General features: G+C 65.7%; 24 protein-coding genes. 14 read left to right on the top strand and 10 right to left on the bottom strand.

Annotated elements, in window-relative coordinates; translation table 11 throughout:
- The first annotated feature begins 164 nt into the window (after positions 1–164).
- Together ACIQ3B_RS02765 and ACIQ3B_RS02760 are read left to right on the top strand one after the other, a co-directional pair.
- The gene (locus tag ACIQ3B_RS02765) at positions 165–755 is read left to right on the top strand and encodes an HD domain-containing protein (protein ID WP_397399790.1); all 591 of its coding nucleotides are present in this window, start codon (positions 165–167) and stop codon (positions 753–755) included.
- A 5-nt stretch (positions 756–760) separates the two neighbouring features.
- Positions 761–1,228: a hypothetical protein gene (locus tag ACIQ3B_RS02760; protein ID WP_397399789.1), complete on the top strand. Its 468-nt coding sequence runs from the start codon at positions 761–763 to the stop codon at positions 1,226–1,228.
- 5 nt (positions 1,229–1,233) lie between these two features.
- Here ACIQ3B_RS02760 and ACIQ3B_RS02755 read toward each other — a convergent pair whose 3' ends face one another.
- Positions 1,234–2,691, bottom strand: a complete 1,458-nt coding sequence (locus ACIQ3B_RS02755; protein WP_397399788.1) for an NADP-dependent isocitrate dehydrogenase — start codon at positions 2,689–2,691, stop codon at positions 1,234–1,236.
- A gap of 115 nt (positions 2,692–2,806) precedes the next feature.
- Between ACIQ3B_RS02755 and ACIQ3B_RS02750 the strand changes: the two genes are divergently transcribed.
- From ACIQ3B_RS02750 to ACIQ3B_RS02740, 3 genes are all read left to right on the top strand, one after another.
- Positions 2,807–3,700: a LysR substrate-binding domain-containing protein gene (locus tag ACIQ3B_RS02750; RefSeq protein ID WP_397399787.1), complete on the top strand. Its 894-nt coding sequence runs from the start codon at positions 2,807–2,809 to the stop codon at positions 3,698–3,700.
- Between the two features lie 189 nt (positions 3,701–3,889).
- A complete protein-coding gene (locus tag ACIQ3B_RS02745) occupies positions 3,890–4,087 on the top strand; it encodes a YdcH family protein (RefSeq protein WP_397399786.1) in 198 nt (65 codons plus the stop codon).
- Between the two features lie 74 nt (positions 4,088–4,161).
- Complete coding sequence (locus ACIQ3B_RS02740) at positions 4,162–5,157, top strand: TerC family protein (protein WP_397399785.1); 996 nt, start codon at positions 4,162–4,164, stop codon at positions 5,155–5,157.
- A gap of 16 nt (positions 5,158–5,173) precedes the next feature.
- Here the strand turns inward: ACIQ3B_RS02740 and ACIQ3B_RS02735 are convergent, their stop codons facing one another.
- The 3 genes from ACIQ3B_RS02735 to ACIQ3B_RS02725 form a co-directional block, all read right to left on the bottom strand.
- Entirely contained in the window at positions 5,174–5,371 is a 198-nt protein-coding gene (locus tag ACIQ3B_RS02735; protein ID WP_397399784.1) for a helix-turn-helix transcriptional regulator, read from the bottom strand.
- Positions 5,368–5,952 carry a hypothetical protein gene (locus ACIQ3B_RS02730; RefSeq protein ID WP_397399783.1) on the bottom strand — a complete coding sequence of 195 codons (585 nt, stop codon included), beginning with the start codon at positions 5,950–5,952 and terminating at the stop codon, positions 5,368–5,370. Before ACIQ3B_RS02730 ends, ACIQ3B_RS02735 begins: the two co-directional genes overlap by 4 nt.
- Positions 5,953–6,055: 103 nt before the next feature.
- A complete protein-coding gene (locus ACIQ3B_RS02725) occupies positions 6,056–7,075 on the bottom strand; it encodes a 2'-deoxycytidine 5'-triphosphate deaminase (protein ID WP_397399782.1) in 1,020 nt (339 codons plus the stop codon).
- Between the two features lie 252 nt (positions 7,076–7,327).
- On the opposite strand from ACIQ3B_RS02725, the gene metZ reads away from it, so the two are divergent.
- Positions 7,328–8,509, top strand: a complete 1,182-nt coding sequence (gene metZ, locus ACIQ3B_RS02720; RefSeq protein ID WP_397399781.1) for an O-succinylhomoserine sulfhydrylase — start codon at positions 7,328–7,330, stop codon at positions 8,507–8,509.
- Positions 8,510–8,583: 74 nt separating this feature from the next.
- Here the strand turns inward: metZ and ACIQ3B_RS02715 are convergent, their stop codons facing one another.
- From ACIQ3B_RS02715 to ACIQ3B_RS02695, 5 genes are all read right to left on the bottom strand, one after another.
- Positions 8,584–9,480: an Hsp33 family molecular chaperone gene (locus ACIQ3B_RS02715; RefSeq protein ID WP_397399780.1), complete on the bottom strand. Its 897-nt coding sequence runs from the start codon at positions 9,478–9,480 to the stop codon at positions 8,584–8,586.
- A gap of 78 nt (positions 9,481–9,558) precedes the next feature.
- Positions 9,559–9,855, bottom strand: coding sequence for a type II toxin-antitoxin system RelE/ParE family toxin (locus ACIQ3B_RS02710; protein ID WP_397399779.1), 297 nt, complete (start codon positions 9,853–9,855; stop codon positions 9,559–9,561).
- Positions 9,848–10,114, bottom strand: coding sequence for a type II toxin-antitoxin system ParD family antitoxin (locus ACIQ3B_RS02705; protein WP_397399778.1), 267 nt, complete (start codon positions 10,112–10,114; stop codon positions 9,848–9,850). The genes ACIQ3B_RS02710 and ACIQ3B_RS02705 overlap by 8 nt, the downstream gene beginning before the upstream one ends.
- Before the next feature lie 219 nt (positions 10,115–10,333).
- Positions 10,334–11,272 (bottom strand): ornithine carbamoyltransferase, encoded by a 939-nt coding sequence (gene argF, locus ACIQ3B_RS02700; protein ID WP_397399777.1) that lies wholly within the window; start codon positions 11,270–11,272, stop codon positions 10,334–10,336.
- Positions 11,269–12,486: an aspartate aminotransferase family protein gene (locus ACIQ3B_RS02695; protein ID WP_397399776.1), complete on the bottom strand. Its 1,218-nt coding sequence runs from the start codon at positions 12,484–12,486 to the stop codon at positions 11,269–11,271. The genes argF and ACIQ3B_RS02695 overlap by 4 nt, the downstream gene beginning before the upstream one ends.
- Before the next feature lie 226 nt (positions 12,487–12,712).
- Between ACIQ3B_RS02695 and ACIQ3B_RS02690 the strand changes: the two genes are divergently transcribed.
- Positions 12,713–13,090 (top strand): STAS/SEC14 domain-containing protein, encoded by a 378-nt coding sequence (locus ACIQ3B_RS02690; RefSeq protein ID WP_397399775.1) that lies wholly within the window; start codon positions 12,713–12,715, stop codon positions 13,088–13,090.
- Positions 13,091–13,104: 14 nt separating this feature from the next.
- Here ACIQ3B_RS02690 and ACIQ3B_RS02685 read toward each other — a convergent pair whose 3' ends face one another.
- Positions 13,105–13,923 (bottom strand): ABC transporter permease, encoded by an 819-nt coding sequence (locus ACIQ3B_RS02685; RefSeq protein ID WP_397399774.1) that lies wholly within the window; start codon positions 13,921–13,923, stop codon positions 13,105–13,107.
- A 212-nt stretch (positions 13,924–14,135) separates the two neighbouring features.
- Here ACIQ3B_RS02685 and ACIQ3B_RS02680 point away from each other — a divergent pair, with 212 nt between their 5' ends.
- From ACIQ3B_RS02680 to ACIQ3B_RS02650, 7 genes are all read left to right on the top strand, one after another.
- Positions 14,136–14,642 carry a GcrA family cell cycle regulator gene (locus ACIQ3B_RS02680; protein WP_397399773.1) on the top strand — a complete coding sequence of 169 codons (507 nt, stop codon included), beginning with the start codon at positions 14,136–14,138 and terminating at the stop codon, positions 14,640–14,642.
- 118 nt (positions 14,643–14,760) lie between these two features.
- The gene (locus ACIQ3B_RS02675) at positions 14,761–15,687 is read left to right on the top strand and encodes a metallophosphoesterase (protein WP_397399772.1); all 927 of its coding nucleotides are present in this window, start codon (positions 14,761–14,763) and stop codon (positions 15,685–15,687) included.
- A 10-nt stretch (positions 15,688–15,697) separates the two neighbouring features.
- Positions 15,698–17,137, top strand: coding sequence for an exodeoxyribonuclease VII large subunit (xseA, locus tag ACIQ3B_RS02670; RefSeq protein WP_397399771.1), 1,440 nt, complete (start codon positions 15,698–15,700; stop codon positions 17,135–17,137).
- A gap of 28 nt (positions 17,138–17,165) precedes the next feature.
- Positions 17,166–17,384, top strand: a complete 219-nt coding sequence (locus ACIQ3B_RS02665; RefSeq protein ID WP_397399770.1) for a DUF2093 domain-containing protein — start codon at positions 17,166–17,168, stop codon at positions 17,382–17,384.
- Positions 17,385–17,418: 34 nt separating this feature from the next.
- Positions 17,419–18,348, top strand: a complete 930-nt coding sequence (ubiA, locus tag ACIQ3B_RS02660) for a 4-hydroxybenzoate octaprenyltransferase (protein ID WP_397399769.1) — start codon at positions 17,419–17,421, stop codon at positions 18,346–18,348.
- A 31-nt stretch (positions 18,349–18,379) separates the two neighbouring features.
- Positions 18,380–19,372, top strand: a complete 993-nt coding sequence (locus ACIQ3B_RS02655) for a fatty acid desaturase family protein (RefSeq protein WP_397399768.1) — start codon at positions 18,380–18,382, stop codon at positions 19,370–19,372.
- Between the two features lie 146 nt (positions 19,373–19,518).
- Entirely contained in the window at positions 19,519–20,181 is a 663-nt protein-coding gene (locus tag ACIQ3B_RS02650; protein ID WP_397399767.1) for a class I SAM-dependent methyltransferase, read from the top strand.
- The last annotated feature ends 24 nt before the right edge of the window (positions 20,182–20,205 follow it).

Here is a 20,205-nt window from a genome sequence, read left to right as displayed (position 1 = left end):
CTGGAGCGGCAGCTGAAGTTCGATAGGGATTGTGGACCTCCACGTTCCCGCCGCTTTTTGGCGTTCAGGGAGTAGGGGTGGACTGATCGCGGCTGTCAATTACCCCGCGTTGACGTGCGCCCGGGAGAGTCGCACGATGGGTGCAAAGCTCAGGGAGTTGAAAGATGGCCGACGGCGAGATGCTGCAGCAGGCGAAGTTCCATTCGATGGTGGAAGGCACCGCCGAGGATTGGGCCGCGATCAGCCGCGCCGGCCAGGCGCACCGGGGCGAACACGTCGACCGGATCGTGAGCCACCTGAACCTCCTGAAGGGCGACCACGGCGGCTTTGCCGTGGATCGGCTGGAGCACAGCCTGCAGACCGCGACACGCGCCCACCAGGCGGGTCAGGACGAGGAATATGTGGTCTGCGCCCTGCTGCACGACATCGGCGACATTCTGATGCCGGCCAACCACGCCGAGCTCGCGGCGACCATCCTCAGCCCCTATGTCTCGGACCGGAACCTCTGGATGCTGGAGAAGCACGGCATATTCCAGGGGTACTACTTCTTCCATCATCTGGGCCTGGACCGGGACATGCGCGAGGAGTTCCGCGGCCACCCGGACTTCGAATACACCGCCCAGTTCTGCCATCTCTATGACCAGAACTCGTTCGACCCCGCGTTCCAGTCGATGCCGCTGGAAGCCTTTGTGCCGATGATGCGCCGCGTGATGGAGACGCCGAAGCGTTCGATCTATCGGCGCCCGGCAGAGTAAGCGCAGTGCGCGTCCTGGTCGGGCTGACCCTCGCGATCACGCTGATCCTGGTTCCGGGCGCGCAGGCGCAGACTTCGACCGACCGCGCGGCGGCCTTCAAGGCGGCAGGATTTGTCGCCAAGGCAGGGCGCTATCCTGCCTGCGACCCTGCGCAGACGCTGGGGATCGAATTCCGGGATCTGAACGGCGATGGTCGCCCGGACGCGCTGATCACAGACTCCGGTCTGGCGTGCTATGGCCAGGACGAGGTCGGCTTCGTGATCGTCACGAAGGACCAGGCCGGTAAATGGCGCAAGCTGTTCAACAGTCCAGGCGTCGCCACATTCCAGACGAGCCGCGGGGCTGGGGGCTGGCCGGATATCGAGAGCGGCGGGCCGGGATTTTGCCATCCTATCCTGCGATGGAATGGCGCCGACTATGTCAGGGTCCGCTGGCGGGCTGAGCAGCCGGGCGCCTGCGCTGGTCGCCGCTGACGATCCTACTGTCCCTGGCCGAGGGTAAAGCCTGCCTCGCCGTCGAAGGTGCAGAGGTGCTCGGTCTTGATGAACTCGATCCCGGCGGTGACCGCACGGCTGCTCAACGCCACGATCTCGTTCAGGTCGATGGACCCGCCGCCGTTCATGAACCTGCAGCGCCAGTGATCAGTACAGAAGGTCTCCGGGATGCCGCCCGGCCATACCTTGACCCCGCGATTGGTGATCATCTTCAGTTCCAGCGGCCCGCCCTCAATGCCCTTGAGCCTGGCGGCGAGGTCGTCGGCGCCGCCGCGCCACTGCACGAAGAGATCGACGCCCACCGTCTGGCGATCGGCCGGCTCGCGACGGGGTTCGGGGGCAATTTCGAGAGAGGCGTTGGAATCATATCGCACCGGCGTCAGCTTCCGGGGCTCCTGGCCCAGACGGTCTATAACGGCCTGGGCGAAGGCGCGGGTGCCGACTGCTTCGCCGGAACCGTCCTCGACACCCACATCGCCTGTGTGAACCCCGTCCTCGACCGTCCGGAGCCAGGCATTGTGCACCCGCTCGGCGACGTCGGACTGGCCCAGGTGGTTCATCATCATCACGCCCGCCAGCAACAGCCCTGACGGGTTGGCGATATCCTGACCGGCGATCAGCGGGGCCGAGCCGTGAATGGCCTCGAACATCGAAACCTGTCGACCGATATTGGCCGATCCAGCCAGGCCGACGGATCCGGCGATCTCGGCGGCCACATCGGAGATGATGTCGCCATAGAGGTTGGTCGTGACGATGACATCGAAGTCCTGCGGGCGGGTCGCCAACCGGGCTGTGCCGATATCGACGATCCAGTGGTCCTGTTCGATGTCGGGATACTCCTCACCGATTTCGTTGAAGACCTGATGGAACAGTCCGTCGGTCAGCTTCATGATGTTGTCTTTGGTGAAGCAGCTAACCTTCGTTCGCCGGTTGGCGCGTGCATATTCGAAGGCGTAACGCACGATCCGCTCGCAGCCCGGCCTACTGACCAGCTTGAGGCACTGATAGACCTCATCGGTCTGGCGATGCTCAATGCCTGCGTAGAGGTCTTCCTCATTCTCGCGGATGATGACCAGATCCATATCGGGGTGTTTGGTGGCGACGTACGGCGAGTAGGCCGAGCAGGGCCGGACATTGGCGTAGAGCCCCAGGGTCTTGCGGATGGTGACATTCAGCGACTTCATGCCGCCGCCCTGGGGGGTGGTGATCGGCGCCTTGAAGAAGGCCCGCGCGGTGCGCAGCGTCTCCCAGCCCTCAGGCGAGATGCCGGCGGTGTGGCCCTGGCGGTAGAGTTTCTCGCCGATCTCCAGGGTTCTCACCGTCATCCGCGCGCCGGCGGCGTCAAGGACCTGAAGCGCAGCGGCCATGATTTCGGGTCCGATGCCATCGCCGTGGGCGACGGCGACAACGGGGGATTCATCGAAGGCGGCAGAGTCGTACATGGCGGCGTTCCTCAGGAATGTGAAGCTCCACTACGTTGATGTGGTCGGCCATTGCGGTTGATTGTCATCATCCCTATCATATGCATAGCAAATCATTCATCTCACATCGGGCATCATGATAAATCTTGAACTCAACCTGGTCCGAAGTTTCGTGGCCATTGCCGAGGTGAAAAGCTTCACGCGGGCCGGCGAGCGTCTGGGCCGCTCCCAGTCGGCGATCAGCCTGCAGATCCGGCGGCTGGAGGATCAGATCGGCGTTCGATTGCTGTCGCGGGATCCCCGCCACGTGGTGCTGACGCCCGACGGTGAGGCATTCCTGCCCCAGGCGCGCCGACTGCTGCGCCTGAACGATGAAATCCTGTCCGGCCTGAGCGGCGGCGACGTGGCCGGCGAGGTTCGCCTGGGCGCGCCCGAGGATTTCGCCACAGTCCACCTGCCGGACATCCTGGGCGAGTTCACCCGCGCCAATCCGAAGGCGACACTGGCGGTCACCTGCGACCTGACGCTCAACCTGCTGGAGCAACTGCGTGACGGCGCGCTGGATCTGGCGCTGGTGAAGCGTGAGCCGCTGGGCCCCGATGTCGGCACCCGCGTCTGGCGGGAACCGCTGGTCTGGGTCGGCGCGGACGAAAGCCTGGCCGAGGCTGACGGCCCCCTGCCGCTGGTGGTGGCGCCTTCGCCTTGCGTCTACCGCAAACGCGCGATCACGGCGCTGGAGAAAGCCGGTCGGCCCTGGCGCTGCGCCTACACGAGCCCGTCGCTGGCCGGGCAACAGGCGGCGTTGCGCGCCGGGCTTGGGATCACCGTCCTGCCGCGCGAGATGGCGCCCAGCGACCTCGTCCGGCTGGGACCAAGGCACGGACTGCCCGAACTTGCCGACACCGAGATCGCGCTGATGCGGGCGCCAACAGCCGTGCCGGAAGCCGCCAACCGGCTGGCCGATTTCATCCTGCTGTCACTGGACCGCGAGCACAGCCTGATGGAGGATCAGCGCGTCCAATTGCGTTGATGCGGAAAACTCATCAATCAGCCTCTGGCAGCGCGTCTTCCGAATGCACACATCGGAGATGCGGCCCGGGCCCCTCTGACGATCAACCATGATCGTGATGTCGGACCGCACGGTGCGTTCGGGGTCCGGTGATGCTTCCCCCCATGTCGCCTGCTGGGCCCTGGGCGCACCTCCATTTCGGAGGAGCTGATGAATCAGAATCGAATCTGGCGTTTGCGGAACCACCACCGGGGGCTGGAGCAACGGCTCCATGACGAGCGGCGCAGGCCCTATCCTGACGCCCTCGTACTCCAGGACCTGAAGCGGCAAAAGTTGCTGGTGAAGGACGAACTGTTTCTGGCCGAAGCCGGCCTCGAGCCGCATCGGCTGCAGCCAGTACCCGCCTGAGTCTCATCCCAAGACGGGGGCGGCAGATCTGCAACGAACCAACTACATTTGCTCAAACACAAGACAAGTGAGATTTGACTCTGGACCTGCTCGCCGCCGTTCTGACCAGCGACTTTCTGGGCAAGCCCGCCTGGCTCTGGCTCGTGTTCGTGGGGATCGTCGGCGCCTTGCTCGCCTTTGACCTTGGCATATTGCACAAGTCGGACAAGGCGATCGGGGTATCCGAGAGTCTGAAACTCTCGGCATTCTATATCGCCGTCGCAGTCCTTTTCGGAGCCTGGGTGTGGTGGTCCATGGGACCGACCTCGGGGATGCAATACTTCACGGGCTACGCGCTGGAAAAGGCGCTCTCGATCGACAACGTCTTCGTGATCTCGATCATTTTCGGCTACTTCGCGATCCCTCCGAAATACCAGTATCGGGCGCTGCTCTGGGGCATTCTGGCGGTGCTGATCATGCGTGGCGTGATGATCGCAGCCGGCGCCGCCCTCGTGCAGGAGTACGAGTGGGTCCTCTACATCTTCGGCGCCTTCCTGGTCGCCACGGGGATCAAGATGCTCTTGATGAAGGAGCAGGAGCAGGACGTTTCGAAGAACCCGGTCGTGAAGTTCCTCTCCAAACGCATGCGGATCACGTCCGAGCTTCACGGCGAGCGCTTCTTCGTCAGCCAGCCTGACCCGGCGACCGGCAAGATCGTGCGCTTCGCCACACCGCTGTTCCTGGCGCTGGTGATGATCAACATCGCCGATCTGGTCTTTGCGGTGGACTCGGTGCCGGCAATCTTCGCGATCACGACCGACACCTACATCGTCTATACGGCAAACATCATGGCGATCCTCGGCCTGCGGGCCCTGTACTTCGCCCTCGCCGCCCTGGTCCACCGCTTCGAGTACCTGAAGTATGCCCTGGCCATCGTGCTGGTCTTCATCGGCGCCAAGATTTTCTGGAACCAGATCGTCGGCAAGGTCGACCCGGCGATCTCGCTGGGCGTGACCCTGTCGATCATCGCAGCGGGGATTGTGTTCTCGCTCTGGAAGACTCGTGGGGTGCAGCCGTCTACGCACGCCTGATCAGGGCGGAGGGGCTTCAGTCCGGCGCATCCATGAAGACCTGTTCGATGGTCAGATCGAACAGGCGGGCGATCCGGAAGGCCAGCGGCAGACTCGGGTCATACTTGCCGGTCTCGATGGCGTTGACGCTCTGACGCGACACATCGAGACGCTGGGCGAGATCGGCCTGAGACCAGTTGCGCTCGGCACGGAGCACCTTGAGGCGGTTGTTCATCGATACCTCCGCGCGGCCAGCGGCAGGGTCACGCCCAGTTGCGCGAAGAACACGACGGGGGCGACCCACATCCAGATGTTCGGGACCTTGTCGAAGGTTTCGAGGAACCCCCAGACTGTCGCCTCGCACAGGGTGAGCGCGCCGCTCCAAAGCAGGGCGGTGCGGATCAGCTGCCCCATCACCTCATCGGTCTCTTCGCGCAGGAACTGGCCGATGATCAGGAAGATCGCCACGATGGGCGCTGCCGGCGCCAGCGCGACCAGATATCCGATGGGGCCCGTCGTAAGCCCCAGATCATAGAGGTGCGTGGCGGCCATCAGGGCGGCTACATACACAATCATGGTTGCGGTCAGACGGCGGTGATAGCGCTCGACGGCAGGCCGCATCGGCGTGGTGCTGAACAAGCGGCGGTAGAGCCAGACCGCCAGCATCGGTGAGAAGCTCATCAGGGCCACGCCCGCCCAGCTCCAGGCGCTCCACCAGGTGAGCTGGATGATCGCGAGCCCCAGCGGTGCGCCGGCCGCGATCAAGGCCACCAGCGCGATCTGCAACAGCCTGTTACCGTTTGACGCGGTGCTCATGGTGTCAATCTCCATTGTCTATATGACAAGGAAACATGACAAACGCGCGAGTGTCAATGATGCTTTACATTTCTCTCGCACCTCGCCGGTGCGGCAAGGCGTCCTACTCGCCCCACACCTTGAAGTGCTTCGACAGCTTCAGTCCCTGGCGCTGGTAGTGCGAACCCAGGTCGCCGTAGAGCCGCGATGGGCGCTCAGTAAGCGGCTCATAGACCAGCCGCGCCACCGTCTGGTCGTCCTCCAGGATGAACGGCGTCTCGTGGCTGCGGACTTCCAGCACGCCCTTTGAGCCCTTGCCGTGGGCTTCGTCGGTGCCGAAGCCAGGATCGAAGAAGCCCGCGTAATGCACACGGAATTCGCCCACCGACGGATCGATGGGGGTCATCTCGGCGGCCTCCATCACCGGGATCTCCACCGCGCCCTTGGACGCCAGGATGTAGAATTCGCCCGGATCCAGCAGCAGCTGGCCGTTGCGGGGGATCAGGGGCTCCCAGAAGTCACGCGGATCGTGGCCGTCCACGTGGTCCAGATCAACGACGCCGGCGTGGCGACGACCGCGGAAGCCCGCGATCTCGCCGGTCAGATCAACGCTGACGCTCATCGTGCGCAGCCGCTCCGGCGTACCCACCTTGAGCCTGAGCTGGTTGAGCCGCGTGCCCGCGCGCACCAGCACCGAGAAGGTCTGCGGCGCGATCTCAATGTAGATCGGGCCATCGTAGCCCTCGCGGACGTCGTCGAAGGTGTCGCCGTAGTCGCTGAGCAAACGCACAAAGACGTCCACCCGTCCGCTGGAGCTCTTGGGATTGGCCCGGGCCGACACGCCGGCGGGCAGCTTCAGCCGTTCCTGAAGTTCGGCGATGTAGACGCAGCCGCGCTCCAGCACAGCGCCCCTGGTCAGGTCGAGCTCGTGCATGGCGACTTCGGCGATCCGGTCGCGCACCGTGCCGTGTCTGGGCAGGAACGAGGCCCGCACCCGCCAGCACCGGCCGGCGAGCCGCAGGTCAAGGCTGGCCGGCTGCACCTGATCGGCGTCAAACGGCGTCGCCGACGTGATCGCACCCTGGGCTATCAGGGCGTCGATGGACTGGCAGGGCAGGATGCCCGGGGCTTGAAATGCACTCATGGGCGGCGGAGCCTTAGCCGAGAACGGCGCTGTGGCAAGGAAAAGGCCACCGCAGAAAACTCAGAAAAGCGCAGAAAGGCGACATCGTCGCGCCGCGACCTCCCGTTCCCGCCAACGCTGACCGACCATCTGGCCATTCTGCGCCATTCTGCGTTTTCTGCGGCCCCTCGCTCAGGCCGCTTCGCGGGAACCGGACCTTGACGACATCGGCCTCGCCCGTCATGCCGCAGGCCGCGCTTCAAGGAGACGGTCATGGCGGAAGATCCGCGCAATTGGGAACCCGAGACCCAGGCAGTCCGCGGCGGCCTGATGCGCACGCCGCACGGGGAGATCTCCGAGGCGCTCTTCCTGACCCAGAGCTTTGCCTATGACAGCGCCCAGGCGGCGGATGACCGGTTCGCGGGCGGTCCGGGGTTTATCTATCAGCGGTTCGGTAACCCCACGACCCAGATGTTCGAGGACCGGCTGGCGCTTATGGAAGGCGCCGAGCAATGCAAGTCGACGGCGTCCGGCATGGCAGCGGTGCAGCTGTCGCTGATGGGCCTGCTGCGGGCGGGCGATCACCTTGTGGCCGGCCGCGCCCTGTTCGGCTCGTGCCGCTGGATCATCTCGGAGTGGCTGCCGCGCTTCGGCGTGGAGACCACCTATGTGGACGCCACCGACCTGGAAGCCTGGAAGAATGCGGTCCGGCCCAACACCAGGGTGTTCCTGGTGGAGAGCCCGGCCAATCCGCTGCTGGAAGTCACCGCCATCGGCGCCGTGGCCGACATCGCACACGCCGCCGGCGCCAAACTGATCGTGGACAATGTGTTCGCCACCCCGATCTTCCAGAAGCCTCTGGAGCTGGGCGCGGACATCGTCGTCTATTCGGCGACCAAGCATATCGACGGCCAGGGCCGGGTGCTGGGCGGCGCCATCCTCGGGTCCAACGAACTGATGAACCAGGCCTACAAGGACATGCATCGCCATACCGGCCCGGCGCTGTCGCCGTTCAACGCCTGGGTGCTGCTGAAGGGTCTCGAGACCCTGGACCTGCGCGTACGCCGCCAGACCGAGACGGCGGCGCGCGTTGCTGACGCCATCGCCGCGCACTCCCGCGCGAAGCAGACGATCTATCCCGGCCGTCCGGATCACCCCCAGGCGGCCCTGATCGCCAACCAGATGAGCGGGGGCGGCAATGTCATCGCCTTCGATCTGGGCGACCGCGCCTCGGCCTGGCGGTTCCTCGACGCCCTTGAGATCGTCGACATCTCCAACAATCTGGGCGACGCCAAGTCGATGGCCACCCACCCCTGCACCACCACCCACCGCTCCATGCCCGAGGCCGAACGCCTGGAGATCGGCCTGACCGAGGGCTGGGTGCGGATGAGCGTGGGCCTGGAAGGCGCCGGCGATCTGGTGCGGGATGTGAGCCGGGCGCTGGACAGGGCTTAAGGGGCCCCTCACAGGCTTCGTGGGAGCTCCCCCAACGGGGGGAGCGACCTGTGGCGCGAAGCGCCGGAGGGGGTTCACGCCCCCGCCAGAGCCTCCGGCGCCACCGCATAGAGCCGGCTGCAGAATTCGCAGGTCACGTGGATCTTGCCGTCAGGCTCGACCATGTCCTCGCGCTCCACCGCCTCGAAGGATTTCAGCACAGACTCGATGCGTTCCTGGCTGCACCTGCAGACCGCCGCCAGCATCCGCGGGTCGAACACCCGCACGCCGTCCTCATGGAACAGGTTGAAGAGGAGCTGGTTCGAGCTCAGGTCCGGGTCCACCAGCTCGTCCTCGCCGATGGTCTCGAAAAACGCCTGAGTGCGCCGCCAGGCGTCTTCGGTGGAGCCGCGTGTTTCATCGGCGGCAATGTACTGGATCAGGACACCGCCGGCCCGCGAGACCCCATCCACCTGGCCCACCGCCAGACGCACCCGCGTGGGGGTTTGCTCGGACTGGACGAAATACTGCTCGGCGCAAAGCGCCAGGGTCTCGCCCTCGATGGCCGTCATCCCCTGATAGCGGTCCATGTCCGGGCCCTGATCCACGGTCATCATGAATACGCCATCGCCGAGAAGGGTCTTGGCGCCCGGTCGCACGAATCCGGTGGACGCGGCTGCCACCTCCTCGGCTTCAAACCGGCAATAGCCACGTAGTCCGCCATTGGTGTCATAGTCCGCGACCACATACCGGACGGGACCGGAGCCCCTCGCCTCGACGATCAGGCGCCCCTCAAACTTCAGGTTGGACCCCACCAGCGCCGCCAGCGCGCACGCTTCACCCAGCAGGTTCGCCACGGGCTCCGGATAGTCGTGCGCCCGCAGGATGGTGTCGATAGCCGGGCCCAGGCGCGCAATGCGGCCCCGGACAGGCTCGCCTTCGATCTGGAATGCGCCGACCAGATCGTCGTGAGGAGAGGTCATTTCGGACATGGGGCGCTATATAGTGAAGGTGCGAGCGGATGCGAACCTTGCTGACGGAAGAAGCCGACACCCGGCGTTGGAACTGCGTCAGCGATCCGGCAGCGCGCGTCGGGCATCCTGGCGCCCAAGAACCCTCACGATCAGCACATCATCCGATCGGATCAGATAGTAGATCGCATGGGCTCCGCAGACGCAGCGCCGGTAGCCGGGCCTCAGATGGTCGACGGCAGGATAGTGTTGGGGATTTGCCGCCGCGCGTTCGAAGTGGTGCTTGAGCAGATCGCGATATCGGATGGCCTGTTCCCGACCAAACGTCCGTGCGCCGTAAGCGGCGATGTCGAGCAAGTCTTGTCGTGCTGCCAGCGAGAGGCCGTACTCAGCCATGCGACGTCGGGCGACCGTCGAGAGCTTCCGCCCAGATTTCGTCGACAGACTGGGTACTGATCCCGCTCTGCTCGCCTTCGATGAGGGCGGCGCGGATCGCCTCGATTTCCGCTGGGCTCTCGACGTCGTTCTTCTGCGCCCGTCGGATCAGATCACGGATACACTCGCTGTCGTTGGTGTAGTCGCCGCCCTCGATCCGGGCCTTGATCCAGTCATCCTGCTTGCGGGTCAGGGTGATGGTTTTGCGAATAGTGGACATGTTTGGCTCCTTAAGGAACTCGAATTCTCATACTATTGGTGCTTTATCGCGCGATTGCGCGGATGGCGCAAGAATTCCCAATCGGGCGGAAATGGCGTGAACACGTCCGTGATTGCACCATGCGAGGTCGAAGCGACGCCATCATCTCATGGGCTTCTTCGACCTCATTATCGGGCACGGCTCGCTCCATGAAGCTCAAGCAGGAGGCCGTCCCCGCCCTCAGATCGCGCCGAAGCACCAGGCCAGGATCGATTTCTGGGCGTGGATGCGGTTTTCGGCCTCGTCCCAGATCACGCTCTGCGGGCCATCCATCACCTCGTCGGTGACTTCCTCGCCGCGGTGCGCAGGAAGGCAATGCATGAACAGGGCTTCCTGGTTGGCAACCGCCATCAACCGTCCGTCCACCTGGAACGGTTCCAGCGCCTCGACCCGCTCGTCATGGTCGGTGTCGCCCATGGAGACCCAGGTGTCGGTGATCACGCAGTCGGCGCCGCGCACAGCGTCGTAGGGGTCATGGCCTGTGGTGATCAGGCCCTGCTGCTCGGCGGCTCGGGCCAGGTCCATCATGTCCGGATGGAAGACCGCCGGCGAAGCGATGTTCAACCGGAACCCCAGCTTCGGCGCGGCGTGGATGAAGCTGGAGCAGACGTTGTTGCCGTCGCCCACCCAGGCCAGGGTCTTGCCGGTGACCGGTCCCCGGTGTTCCTCGAAGGTCATGAGGTCGGCCAGGATCTGGCAGGGGTGCCCCTTGTCTGACAGTCCGTTGATCACCGGGACCGACGACCACATGGCCAGACGCTCGACGTCCTCGTGAGCATTGGCGCGGATCATGATCGCATCGACCATTCGCGACAGAACGCGCGCGGTGTCCTCGATCGGCTCACCACGACCCAGTTGCATGTCGACGGCGTTGGAAATGATAACATCGCCGCCCAGTTGGCGCATGGCCGCATCGAACGAGAAGCGAGTCCGTGTGGAGTTCTTCTGGAAGATCATCGCCAGCGTGCGGCCGTCGGCCGGACGATCGGCGTCGGGCTTGCCCTTCGGCCAGCCGGCGCGTGCGGCCTTGCGGGCCTTGGCGTCTTCCAGAATTTTCCGCAGCTCGGATCCCTCGAGCTTCCAGAGATCGAGAAAATGCCGGGGCGACGGCGCGCTCACGCCGCCTTCACCTTGGCCTGTGCCGCCTCGCAGGCGCGCTCCAGACTGGTAATCGCCTCACGCGCCTCTTCCAGGGTGAGCGTCAGCGGCGGTAGCAGACGCACGCAGTTGTCGCCGCCGCCAGCGATCAGCAGGTGCTGGTCGCGGGCGTGCTGCATGAATTCGCGGTTGGGCGTCGCCAGCTTGATGCCGATCAGCAGGCCCTTGCCGCGAATGTCGACCACCACGTCCGGGAAGCGATCCTTCAGGCCCGTGAGCTGCTGGTTGAAGTAGCCGGCCACCTCGCGCACGTGGGCCAGGAGTTCCGGCTTCACCAGTTCCTCGAGAGAGGCCAGACCCACCGCCATGGCCAGCGGATTGCCGCCATAGGTCGAGCCGTGGGAGCCGGGCGTCATTCCTGCGGCCGCTTTGGCCGTGGCCAGGCAGGCGCCCACCGGAAACCCGCCGCCCAGCGCCTTGGCCACCGCCATGATGTCCGGCGCCGCATCCTCGGCCCATTCGTAGGCGAACAGCTTGCCGGTCCGGCCCAGGCCGCACTGAATTTCGTCGTAGATCAGCAGGATCCCGGCCTGGTCGCACAGCTGGCGCAGGCCGCGCATGCAGACGTTCGGCAAGGCGCGCGCGCCGCCCTCGCCCTGTACAGGCTCGATCAGGATCGCCGCGGTGGTGGGGCCGATCGCCGCCTTTAGCGCCTCGTGGTCGCCGTAGGGCAGATGAACAAACCCCGGCATCGGCGGACCAAAGCCCTCCAGATAGCTGGCGTTGCCCGAGGCGTTGACCGCCGCGAGCGTCCGGCCGTGGAACGAACCGTCAAAGCCGATGATGTCGATCCGCTCGGGGTTACCCCGCGCCCAGTGATACTTGCGCGCCGTCTTGATGGCGCACTCGATGGCCTCGGTGCCCGAGTTCGTAAAGAACACCACATCAGCGAATGTCGCGTCTGTCAGCGCCGTCGCCAGCTTCTCCTGCTGGGGGATCGTGAAGATGTTGGAGGTGTGCCAGAGCTTCTCGGCCTGATCCTTCACGGCCTGGATCAGCTTGGGATGGCTGTGGCCCAGCGCGGTGACCGCGATACCCGCCATGCAGTCCAGATAGGCGACCCCGTCCGTGGTGTAGAGACGCACGCCCTCGCCTCGCTCGAACGCCAGCGGGGTGCGGCTGTAGACACCCATGATGTGATCGCTGGGAACAGGCGGCGCGGACTGATCGGCCACTGAAAGACCCTCCAGAATGGAAGCGTCCCCGCAGCGCTGGGCAGCGGGGACCGGAAGGCTTTGCGTTTTCGTCTTGGAATGTGACGAAGTCAATCGTCAGGGCGTAGAACCGCAGAGCGCGAACTTCATCCAGGCCTCTGGCGCGTCAAATGTGATGCGAATTGACCCAGCGCAATTCGATCGGACCGTCGGGAGATCATCTTCTGGTGAGACGATGGAGGCAGCCATGATCGAGACCCTGAAATCACCCGACCACGTTCTGGCCTACCGTCTTGACGGCGTCATGACGGCCGAGGACTACGATGTTGCCGCCAGAGCGCTGGAACAGAAGCTCAAGAGCCATCGCCATTTGGGTCTCTATGCCGACATGACCGACTTCAAAACAATGACAGCCGAGGCCCTGGTGCATGACCTGAAGTTCCACATGTCTCACCTGGGCCTGTGGAAACGCTTTCCGCGCATCGCCATCCTTACGGACGAGCCGTGGCTGAAGGCCATGGTCAGCGTGATGGACGCCATCCTGCCGCACGTCGAAGCCAAGGCGTTCGCGCCCGGCGAGAAAGAGGTGGCGCTTGCCTGGGCCTCCGTGATGGTCGACGCCTAGATGTGAGCTCACATCTAGGTCTTGATCTTGTAGCCCGTCCGGAACATCCACAGGCAGACCCAGCCTAGACTGAGGGTGAGGACCGCCGTCATCACGACACCAATGGTGATCGAACTGTCAGCCATGCCGGTAAAGCCAAACCGGAAACCGTCGATCAGGTAGAAGAACGGATTGAAGTGGCTGGCCGTGCGGAACGGCTCGGGCAGTTTTTCCACGAGATAGAAGGTCCCGGAGAGGAACGTCATCGGCATGATCACGAAGTTGGTCACCGCCGCCATGTGGTCGAACTTCTCGGCCCAGAGCCCGGCCATGATGCCGATGAAGGCCATGATCAGCGCCGCGCCGATCCCGAAGTAGAGCACCGCCCAAGGCTGGGCCATCGGCAGGCGCGCGAAGGGCATAACCGCCAGCAGGGTGACCAGTCCGACCAGGATGCCGCGGGTGGCGGCGCCGGCGCCGAACCCGATCGCCAGTTCGCCCGGCGTCAGCGGCGGGGTCATGAAGTCGCCCATCATGCCGTTGAACTTGGCCTGCAGCAGCGATGACGACGAATTGGCAAAGGCGTTCGACAGGATCTGCATCATAATCAGGCCGGGCGCCACGAAGGTCCCGTAGGCCACGCCGTGTACCTCGCGCCCGCCGCCCACCGCCACCACGAACACCAGCATATAGAGCAACGCCGTCACCACCGGCGCGGCCAGCGTCTGGGTGCCCACCTTTATGAAGCGGCGGATCTCGCGGAAATAAAGGGTCTTCAGCCCCTCCCAGTTCACGCCCTGATAGACGCGGGGCACGGGCGGCAGGGCGGCTTTGGCGGTTGGCATGTCTCGCATGGCCGAGGTGTGCGCCGGGCGCGGCGAACGTGCAAGAGCCGGCTTGGCCGACGCAACATCTAGTTCCTGTGGATGATAGCGATGGCGCCTATTGTGGCCGTGAGGGAGTTGTTTACTACTGATGGTGGTTGCTGAGCGGCGAGATCGTTGGGTGACACAAGATGTAGATACCGGCGTCGCCTTATGCGCGCCGCAGACTGGGAGGCGAGACCATGGGCTGGACCGACGAACGGGTCGAACTTCTGAAGAAGCTCTGGCAGGACGGGCTTTCCGCCAGCCAGATCGCCAAGCAGCTGGGCGGCGTCACCCGCAACGCGGTGATCGGCAAGGTGCATCGGCTGGGCCTGTCGGGCCGCGCCACGCCGTCGAAGCCTCAGCGGACCACCTTCAAGGCCCCGCGCCCCGCCCGCGTCGCCGTGGCGGCGCCATCGGCCCCGCGCCGGATCGCCGAGCCGGTCTCCTCCAGCCCCGTGCCGCCCACGCCGGTCCGCTATGTGGACGAGGCCCCCGGCACCGCCACCGTCCTGACCCTGGGCGCCCACATGTGCAAATGGCCCATCGGCGATCCCTCGATGGACAACTTCACCTTCTGTGGCCGCCGCTCGGAAGAGACCGGCCCCTACTGCCACGAGCACGCCACGATCGCCTATCAGCCGGTGCAGACCAAGAAGAAGTCCGGCGCCGCCGAACTGGCCCGCAGCCTGCGCCGCTACATCTGAGATCCGCAAGACGACGCGGACGACCAATCCGTTGGGGATGGGGGACGTGTCTGGAGCCGAGGTGGCAGCTGCTGCTTGAGGCGCCGGATGCGTCCCTTTCTCTTTCGTCGGAGCCGCCATGCTCATTATCCTCGCCTGGACCGGAGCGATCCTCGGGCCGATCCTTGCCGCATGGTTTTGGCGCAAGCCGCGGAAGTGGCTCGCCATCACGGCCTTCGGGCTGGCGACCATACCCTATAGTCTTGGCGTCTGGGCTTTCCTTGTGGAACCTGAATTGCTGGCGGTTCGGCAGGTCACCGTCGAGAGCCCGACATGGCGTGGGCCACCCCTCCGGATTGGCGTGCTCTCCGACACCCACGTCGGCGAGCCGCACATGCCGGCTACCAGGGTGGAAAAGATCGCCGGACGGCTTTCGCGCGAGAAGCCCGACCTCATCGTTCTGGTCGGGGACTATGTCGGTGGACACCTCCCGATGGACGCGCGCCATCCGGCTGAGCGCGATGAAATAGCGCGGGGCATCACGGCATTGAGATCAGCCCGCGCGCCCCTTGGCCAGGTGGCTGTGCTCGGCAATCATGACTGGTGGTATGATGGTCCAACCATCGAAGCGGCGCTCCAGCGCGAGGCAGTCGTGGTGCTGGAGAACCATGCGGTCCAGATTCGCCGCCCGGGCTCTGCATTCTGGGTAGCCGGCGTTGCCGACGATGATTCCCGCCGCGCGGCGGCATCCATCCCGATGGCGCTGGCCTCGGTGCCCCCGGAAGACCCTGTGATCCTTCTGAGTCACCGCCCCGACCCCTTTGCGGAGGCCCCAGCCAGGGTGGCGCTCACAATTGCGGCGCATTCGCATTGTGGGCAAGTGAATTTGCCCTGGATCGGCCGCCCCATCGTGCCCTCACCCGGCTCACGCCGCTGGCCGTGCGGCCTCTATAGCGAGGCTGGTCGCCAGTTATTCGTCACCGGTGGAGTTGGAACCTCGATCCTGCCGGTACGCTTTCGCGCGCGGCCAGAGATCGTGATTGTGACCTTGCGCGCACGGCCCTAGCCTATCTCTAATGACCGACGTCGCCCTGCCCCCCGAAGAAGCCGGCAACGCCAAGCCCTACTCCGTCTCGGAGCTGGCGTTTGCGCTGAAGCGGACGCTGGAGGACGCCTACGGATTTGTGCGCCTGCGGGGCGAGCTCTCCAAGGTCACCAACCACTCCAACGGCCACGTCTATCTGACGATCAAGGATGAGCGCGCCGCCATCGACGGCGTGGTCTGGAAAGGGCAGGTGCGCGGTCTGCAGGTCCGGCCCGAACAGGGTCTGGAGGTGATCGTCACCGGCAAGATCACCACCTATCCGCAAGGCTCACGCTACCAGATCGTCATTGAAACCATGGAACCGGCCGGCATCGGCGCCCTGCTGGCCCAGCTGGAGCGGCTGAAGGCGAAGCTGGCGGCCGAGGGGCTGTTCGAGCCGTCGCGCAAACAGCCGCTGCCCACCATGCCCGCCGTGGTGGGGGTGATCACCAGCCCGACCGGCGCCGTGATCCGCGACATCCTGCACCGCATCCGCGACCGCTGGCCCTGCCGTGTGATCGTCTGGCCGGTCGTCGTGCAGGGCGAGGCCGCCGCGGGCCAGGTGGCTGCCGCCATCCGCGGGTTCAACGCGCTGGACGGCTCGGGGTTAGTCCCCCGGCCAGACGTGCTGATCGTCGCGAGGGGCGGCGGCTCGGTCGAGGATCTCTGGGCGTTCAACGACGAGGCGCTGGCGCGCACGGCGGCCGACAGCGCGATCCCGCTGATCAGCGCCGTGGGTCACGAGACCGACACCACCCTGATCGACTTCGTGTCGGACCGAAGGGCGCCAACCCCCACGGCCGCCGCCGAGATGGCGACGCCCGTGCTGGCGGAACTCAAGGGCCTGATGTCGGACCTTGGCGGACGGCTGCACCGTTCCGGTGGGCGCGTGGTCGATGACCGGATGGGCCGGATCGAAGCGGCAGACCGGGCGCTGAAGCGCGCGCCGGACCTGCTGCGGCTGGCCGAGCAGCGGTTCGATATCGTCTCGGGCCGTCTGGCCGCCGGTCTCGCCCGCAATGCGGCGGTGCATGAACGCGAACTGGTGCGCGTGGCCTCGCGGCTGACGCCACTCCTGCTCCAGCGACCCCAGGCCACGCAGAAACTGCGCCTCGATACCCTCACCGCCCGACTGCGACCGTCGATTGACCGACGGCTGGAGCGCCTTTCGGAACGGCTGGAAAGCCTGGCCAAACTCTATACCTCGGTCGATCCGGACCGTCCCTTGCAGCGAGGTTTCGCCCGCGTCGCACGGGCTGACGGCGGCCTCGTCCGCGCGGGCGAGGCGCTCAAAGCCGGCGAAACCGTCGCCATCACCTTCGGCGACCGCGTCACCCGCCAGGCTGTAATCGACGGCGAGAGCACCACGATGCCCCGGCCCGCCCGACCGCGACCCCGCGCCGAGCCGCCGCCGCAGGGCGATCTGTTCTGAACCCCGGCGGCGCGCTACACTGCATCCCATGAACGCCCACGACCGAACCTTCGCCGCCCAGGACCTCGCCAAACTCCACTACGGCGACGGCGACTTCGCCGTGCTGCGCCCGGGCCGCCATGTGCTCTGCGCCGTCACCGGCCAGAAGGTGCCCCTGGAGCAACTCCGCTACTGGAGCGCTGAACTGCAGGAAGCCTACGCCGGCCCGGCCGAGTCGCTGAACCGCTGGCAGGAAACGCAGGGCTGAGGGTGGGGCTGCCGGACGGCGAGCCCGACGCGACATGACCCCCTCCGCCCCCCTCCCCGACGCCGCGCCGACCAACTGGGTGGATACCTACGCCCCCGCGCCGCTCCGGCCCTGGTTGAAGCTCGGGCGGTTTGATCGGCCGGTGGGGATCTGGCTGTTGATGCTGCCCGGCTGGCAGGGGATCGCGCTGGCGGCGGCGATGATGGGCAAGTTGCCGGATATGCGGCTGCTCGTGCTGGTGTTCCTGGGCGCGGCGCTGATGCGGGCGGCGGGCTGCGCCTATAATGACATCGTCGACCGCGACATCGACGCCAGGGTGGCCCGGACCGCCGGGCGGCCAATCCCGTCGGGCCAGATCACGGTGAAACAGGCCTGGGGGTTTGTCGTCGCCTGTTGTGCGTTGTCGTTCCTGATCCTGATCAGCCTGCCGCCCCTGGCCATAGGCCTGGGGGTTGGGTCTCTGGCGCTGGTGGCGGCCTATCCGTTCATGAAGCGGATCACCTGGTGGCCGCAGGCCTGGCTGGGGCTGACCTTTAACTGGGGCGCCTTGCTGGGGTTCGCGGCGGCCAGCGGCCAGCTCAGCCTGCCGGCCCTGCTGCTCTATGCCTCCGGCGTGTTCTGGACCCTGGGATACGACACCATCTATGCGATCCAGGACATCGAGGACGACGCGCTGGCGGGGGTGAAGTCCTCCGCGCGACGGCTGGGAGAGAAAGCCCCCCGGGCGGTGGCGAGTTTCTATCTTCTTGCGCTGGCCTTCGCGCTGGCCGCCAGCGTGGTGGCCGGTCTGGGGCTCGGCTTCTCGATCGGGCTGATCGGGATGGCGATCCATCTGGGACTGCAGGCGCGCCGCGTGCGTATCGATGACGGCGCGCTGGCGCTGAAGCTGTTCAGGTCCAACACCGGGGCGGGGCTGATCCTGTTCGCAGCGATCGTGGCGGGCAGCTGGGTTCCGGGTAGCTGACGGAGCGGAGCGGAAGGGTTACACTGGTCCCATGACCGCCGCCGCCCGCGTTGCTCCGAAGGACTATTTCTCCACCGAGGAATGGGCGCCGCTGGCGCGCAAGTCGGCCTGGAAGGGTCCCGCGCTCATCGCGCACGCCTGGCTGGTGATCCTGGCCGCCGCCGCCATGGCCATGGCGTTTCCGATCACCATTCCCCTGGCCGTGATGATCATCGGCGCGCGGCAACTGGGCCTTGCGATCCTGATGCACGATGCGGCTCATGGCGCACTGCATCCCGACCTCAAGGTCAACGACTGGCTGGGCGAGCACCTGACGCCGGGCGGCCTCGTCCAGTACCGGACCTATCACCTGGGCCACCACAAGTTCGCCCAGCAGGCCGAGGACCCTGACCTTGGCCTGTCGGCGCCCTTCCCGATCACAGCCCTGTCGCTGCGCCGCAAGATCATGCGCGACCTGACAGGCCAGACCCACTTCAAGCAACGCTGGGCGCCGCTGTTCCGCCGGATCGCCGAGCGGACGCCGGATCAATCAGTGCTGGGCATCCTCGGCAGGTTCGTGCGCAGTCGGCCCCGGTTCTTCATCGGCGCTGCCGTGACCATCGCGGCCACAGCGCCGTTCGGCTTCTGGTGGGCGTGGTTCGTGCTGTGGTGGCTACCCTCAGCCACCTGGCTGCCGCTGGTCACGCGCCTCAGGAACATCGCCGAACACGCCTGCATCGCGAAGGACGAGCCCGACCCGCTGCGTCACGCGCGCACCACCCGGGCCAGCCTGATCGAGCGGATGTTCCTCGCGCCCTACTTTGTGAACTATCACTGCGAGCATCACATGTTCATGCATGTGCCCTGCTACAATCTGCCCAGCACGCATCGCCTGCTGAAGGCGAAGGGGGTGATGGCAGGCATGCTGACAGCGCCGAGCTATCGCGACGTGCTGCGCCAGGCTTCGAGCAAGCCGGTCAGGGCTGATCGGGGCGGTGGCCCGACGCCCGAGGACCGCGGCGTGGAACGTGCGCTCATCCAGTAAGCCGACATGGCGCGGCCAGACACCGGGCGCGCAGCCGGGTCAGCGCGTCATCGGGTTCGAACTCAGCATCTTTGGCCTCCCCCTTGAGTCCAGGCGAACACACTAACGTCGATTGACCCGACCTGCACAACCGTCGACGGGGGGTGATGGACCTATCCACGCCGGCGGCGCGCAGCGCCTTCATCCTCGAGAACACGCGCCTGCAAAGTCCGCCGCATACGCCGGAGTTGCGCCTGCACCTGGCCGACGAGATTACACCCATCTGGAAGCTGACCGAGGAAGCCCTGCTGGAGATCGGCCTGCCACCGCCCTACTGGGCCTTCGCCTGGGCTGGCGGACAGGCGCTGGCGCGCTATGTGCTGGACAATCCCGACGTGGTGGCGGGCAAGGCCGTGGTCGACTTCGCGTCTGGATCAGGACTCGTCGCCATCGCAGCGGCCCGCGCAGGTGCGGCGCGGGTGTTGGCCGCCGATATCGACGGCTATTGCGGTGAGGCGCTGGCGCTCAACGCCCGGGCCAACGGCGTGGTTGTCGGTTTCACCGATATCGACCTGCTGGATGCGCCCCCGCCGGACTGGGCCGACGTGATCCTCGCCGGCGACATCTGCTACGAGAAACCGTTGGCCGAGCGGGTGCTGGCCTGGCTGGCCCAGGCGCGCCACGCCGGCGCCACCGTGCTGATCGGCGACCCGGGCCGCAGCTACTTCCCCCGTACGGGCCTGACCTTGCTGGCGGAATACCAGGTGGAGACGACGCGGGAACTTGAAGACATGGCGGTGAAGCGGACGTGTGTATGGGCGATGCCGTGAGGTGTCCCATGCGCATGGAAGTGT

The sequence above is a fragment of the Phenylobacterium sp. genome (genome assembly GCF_044358365.1).
In the GTDB taxonomy this organism is placed as follows: Bacteria; Pseudomonadota; Alphaproteobacteria; order Caulobacterales; family Caulobacteraceae; genus Phenylobacterium.
Note: the sequence above shows the minus strand (reverse complement) of the source record. Positions and strands in the feature narration are given on the sequence as shown.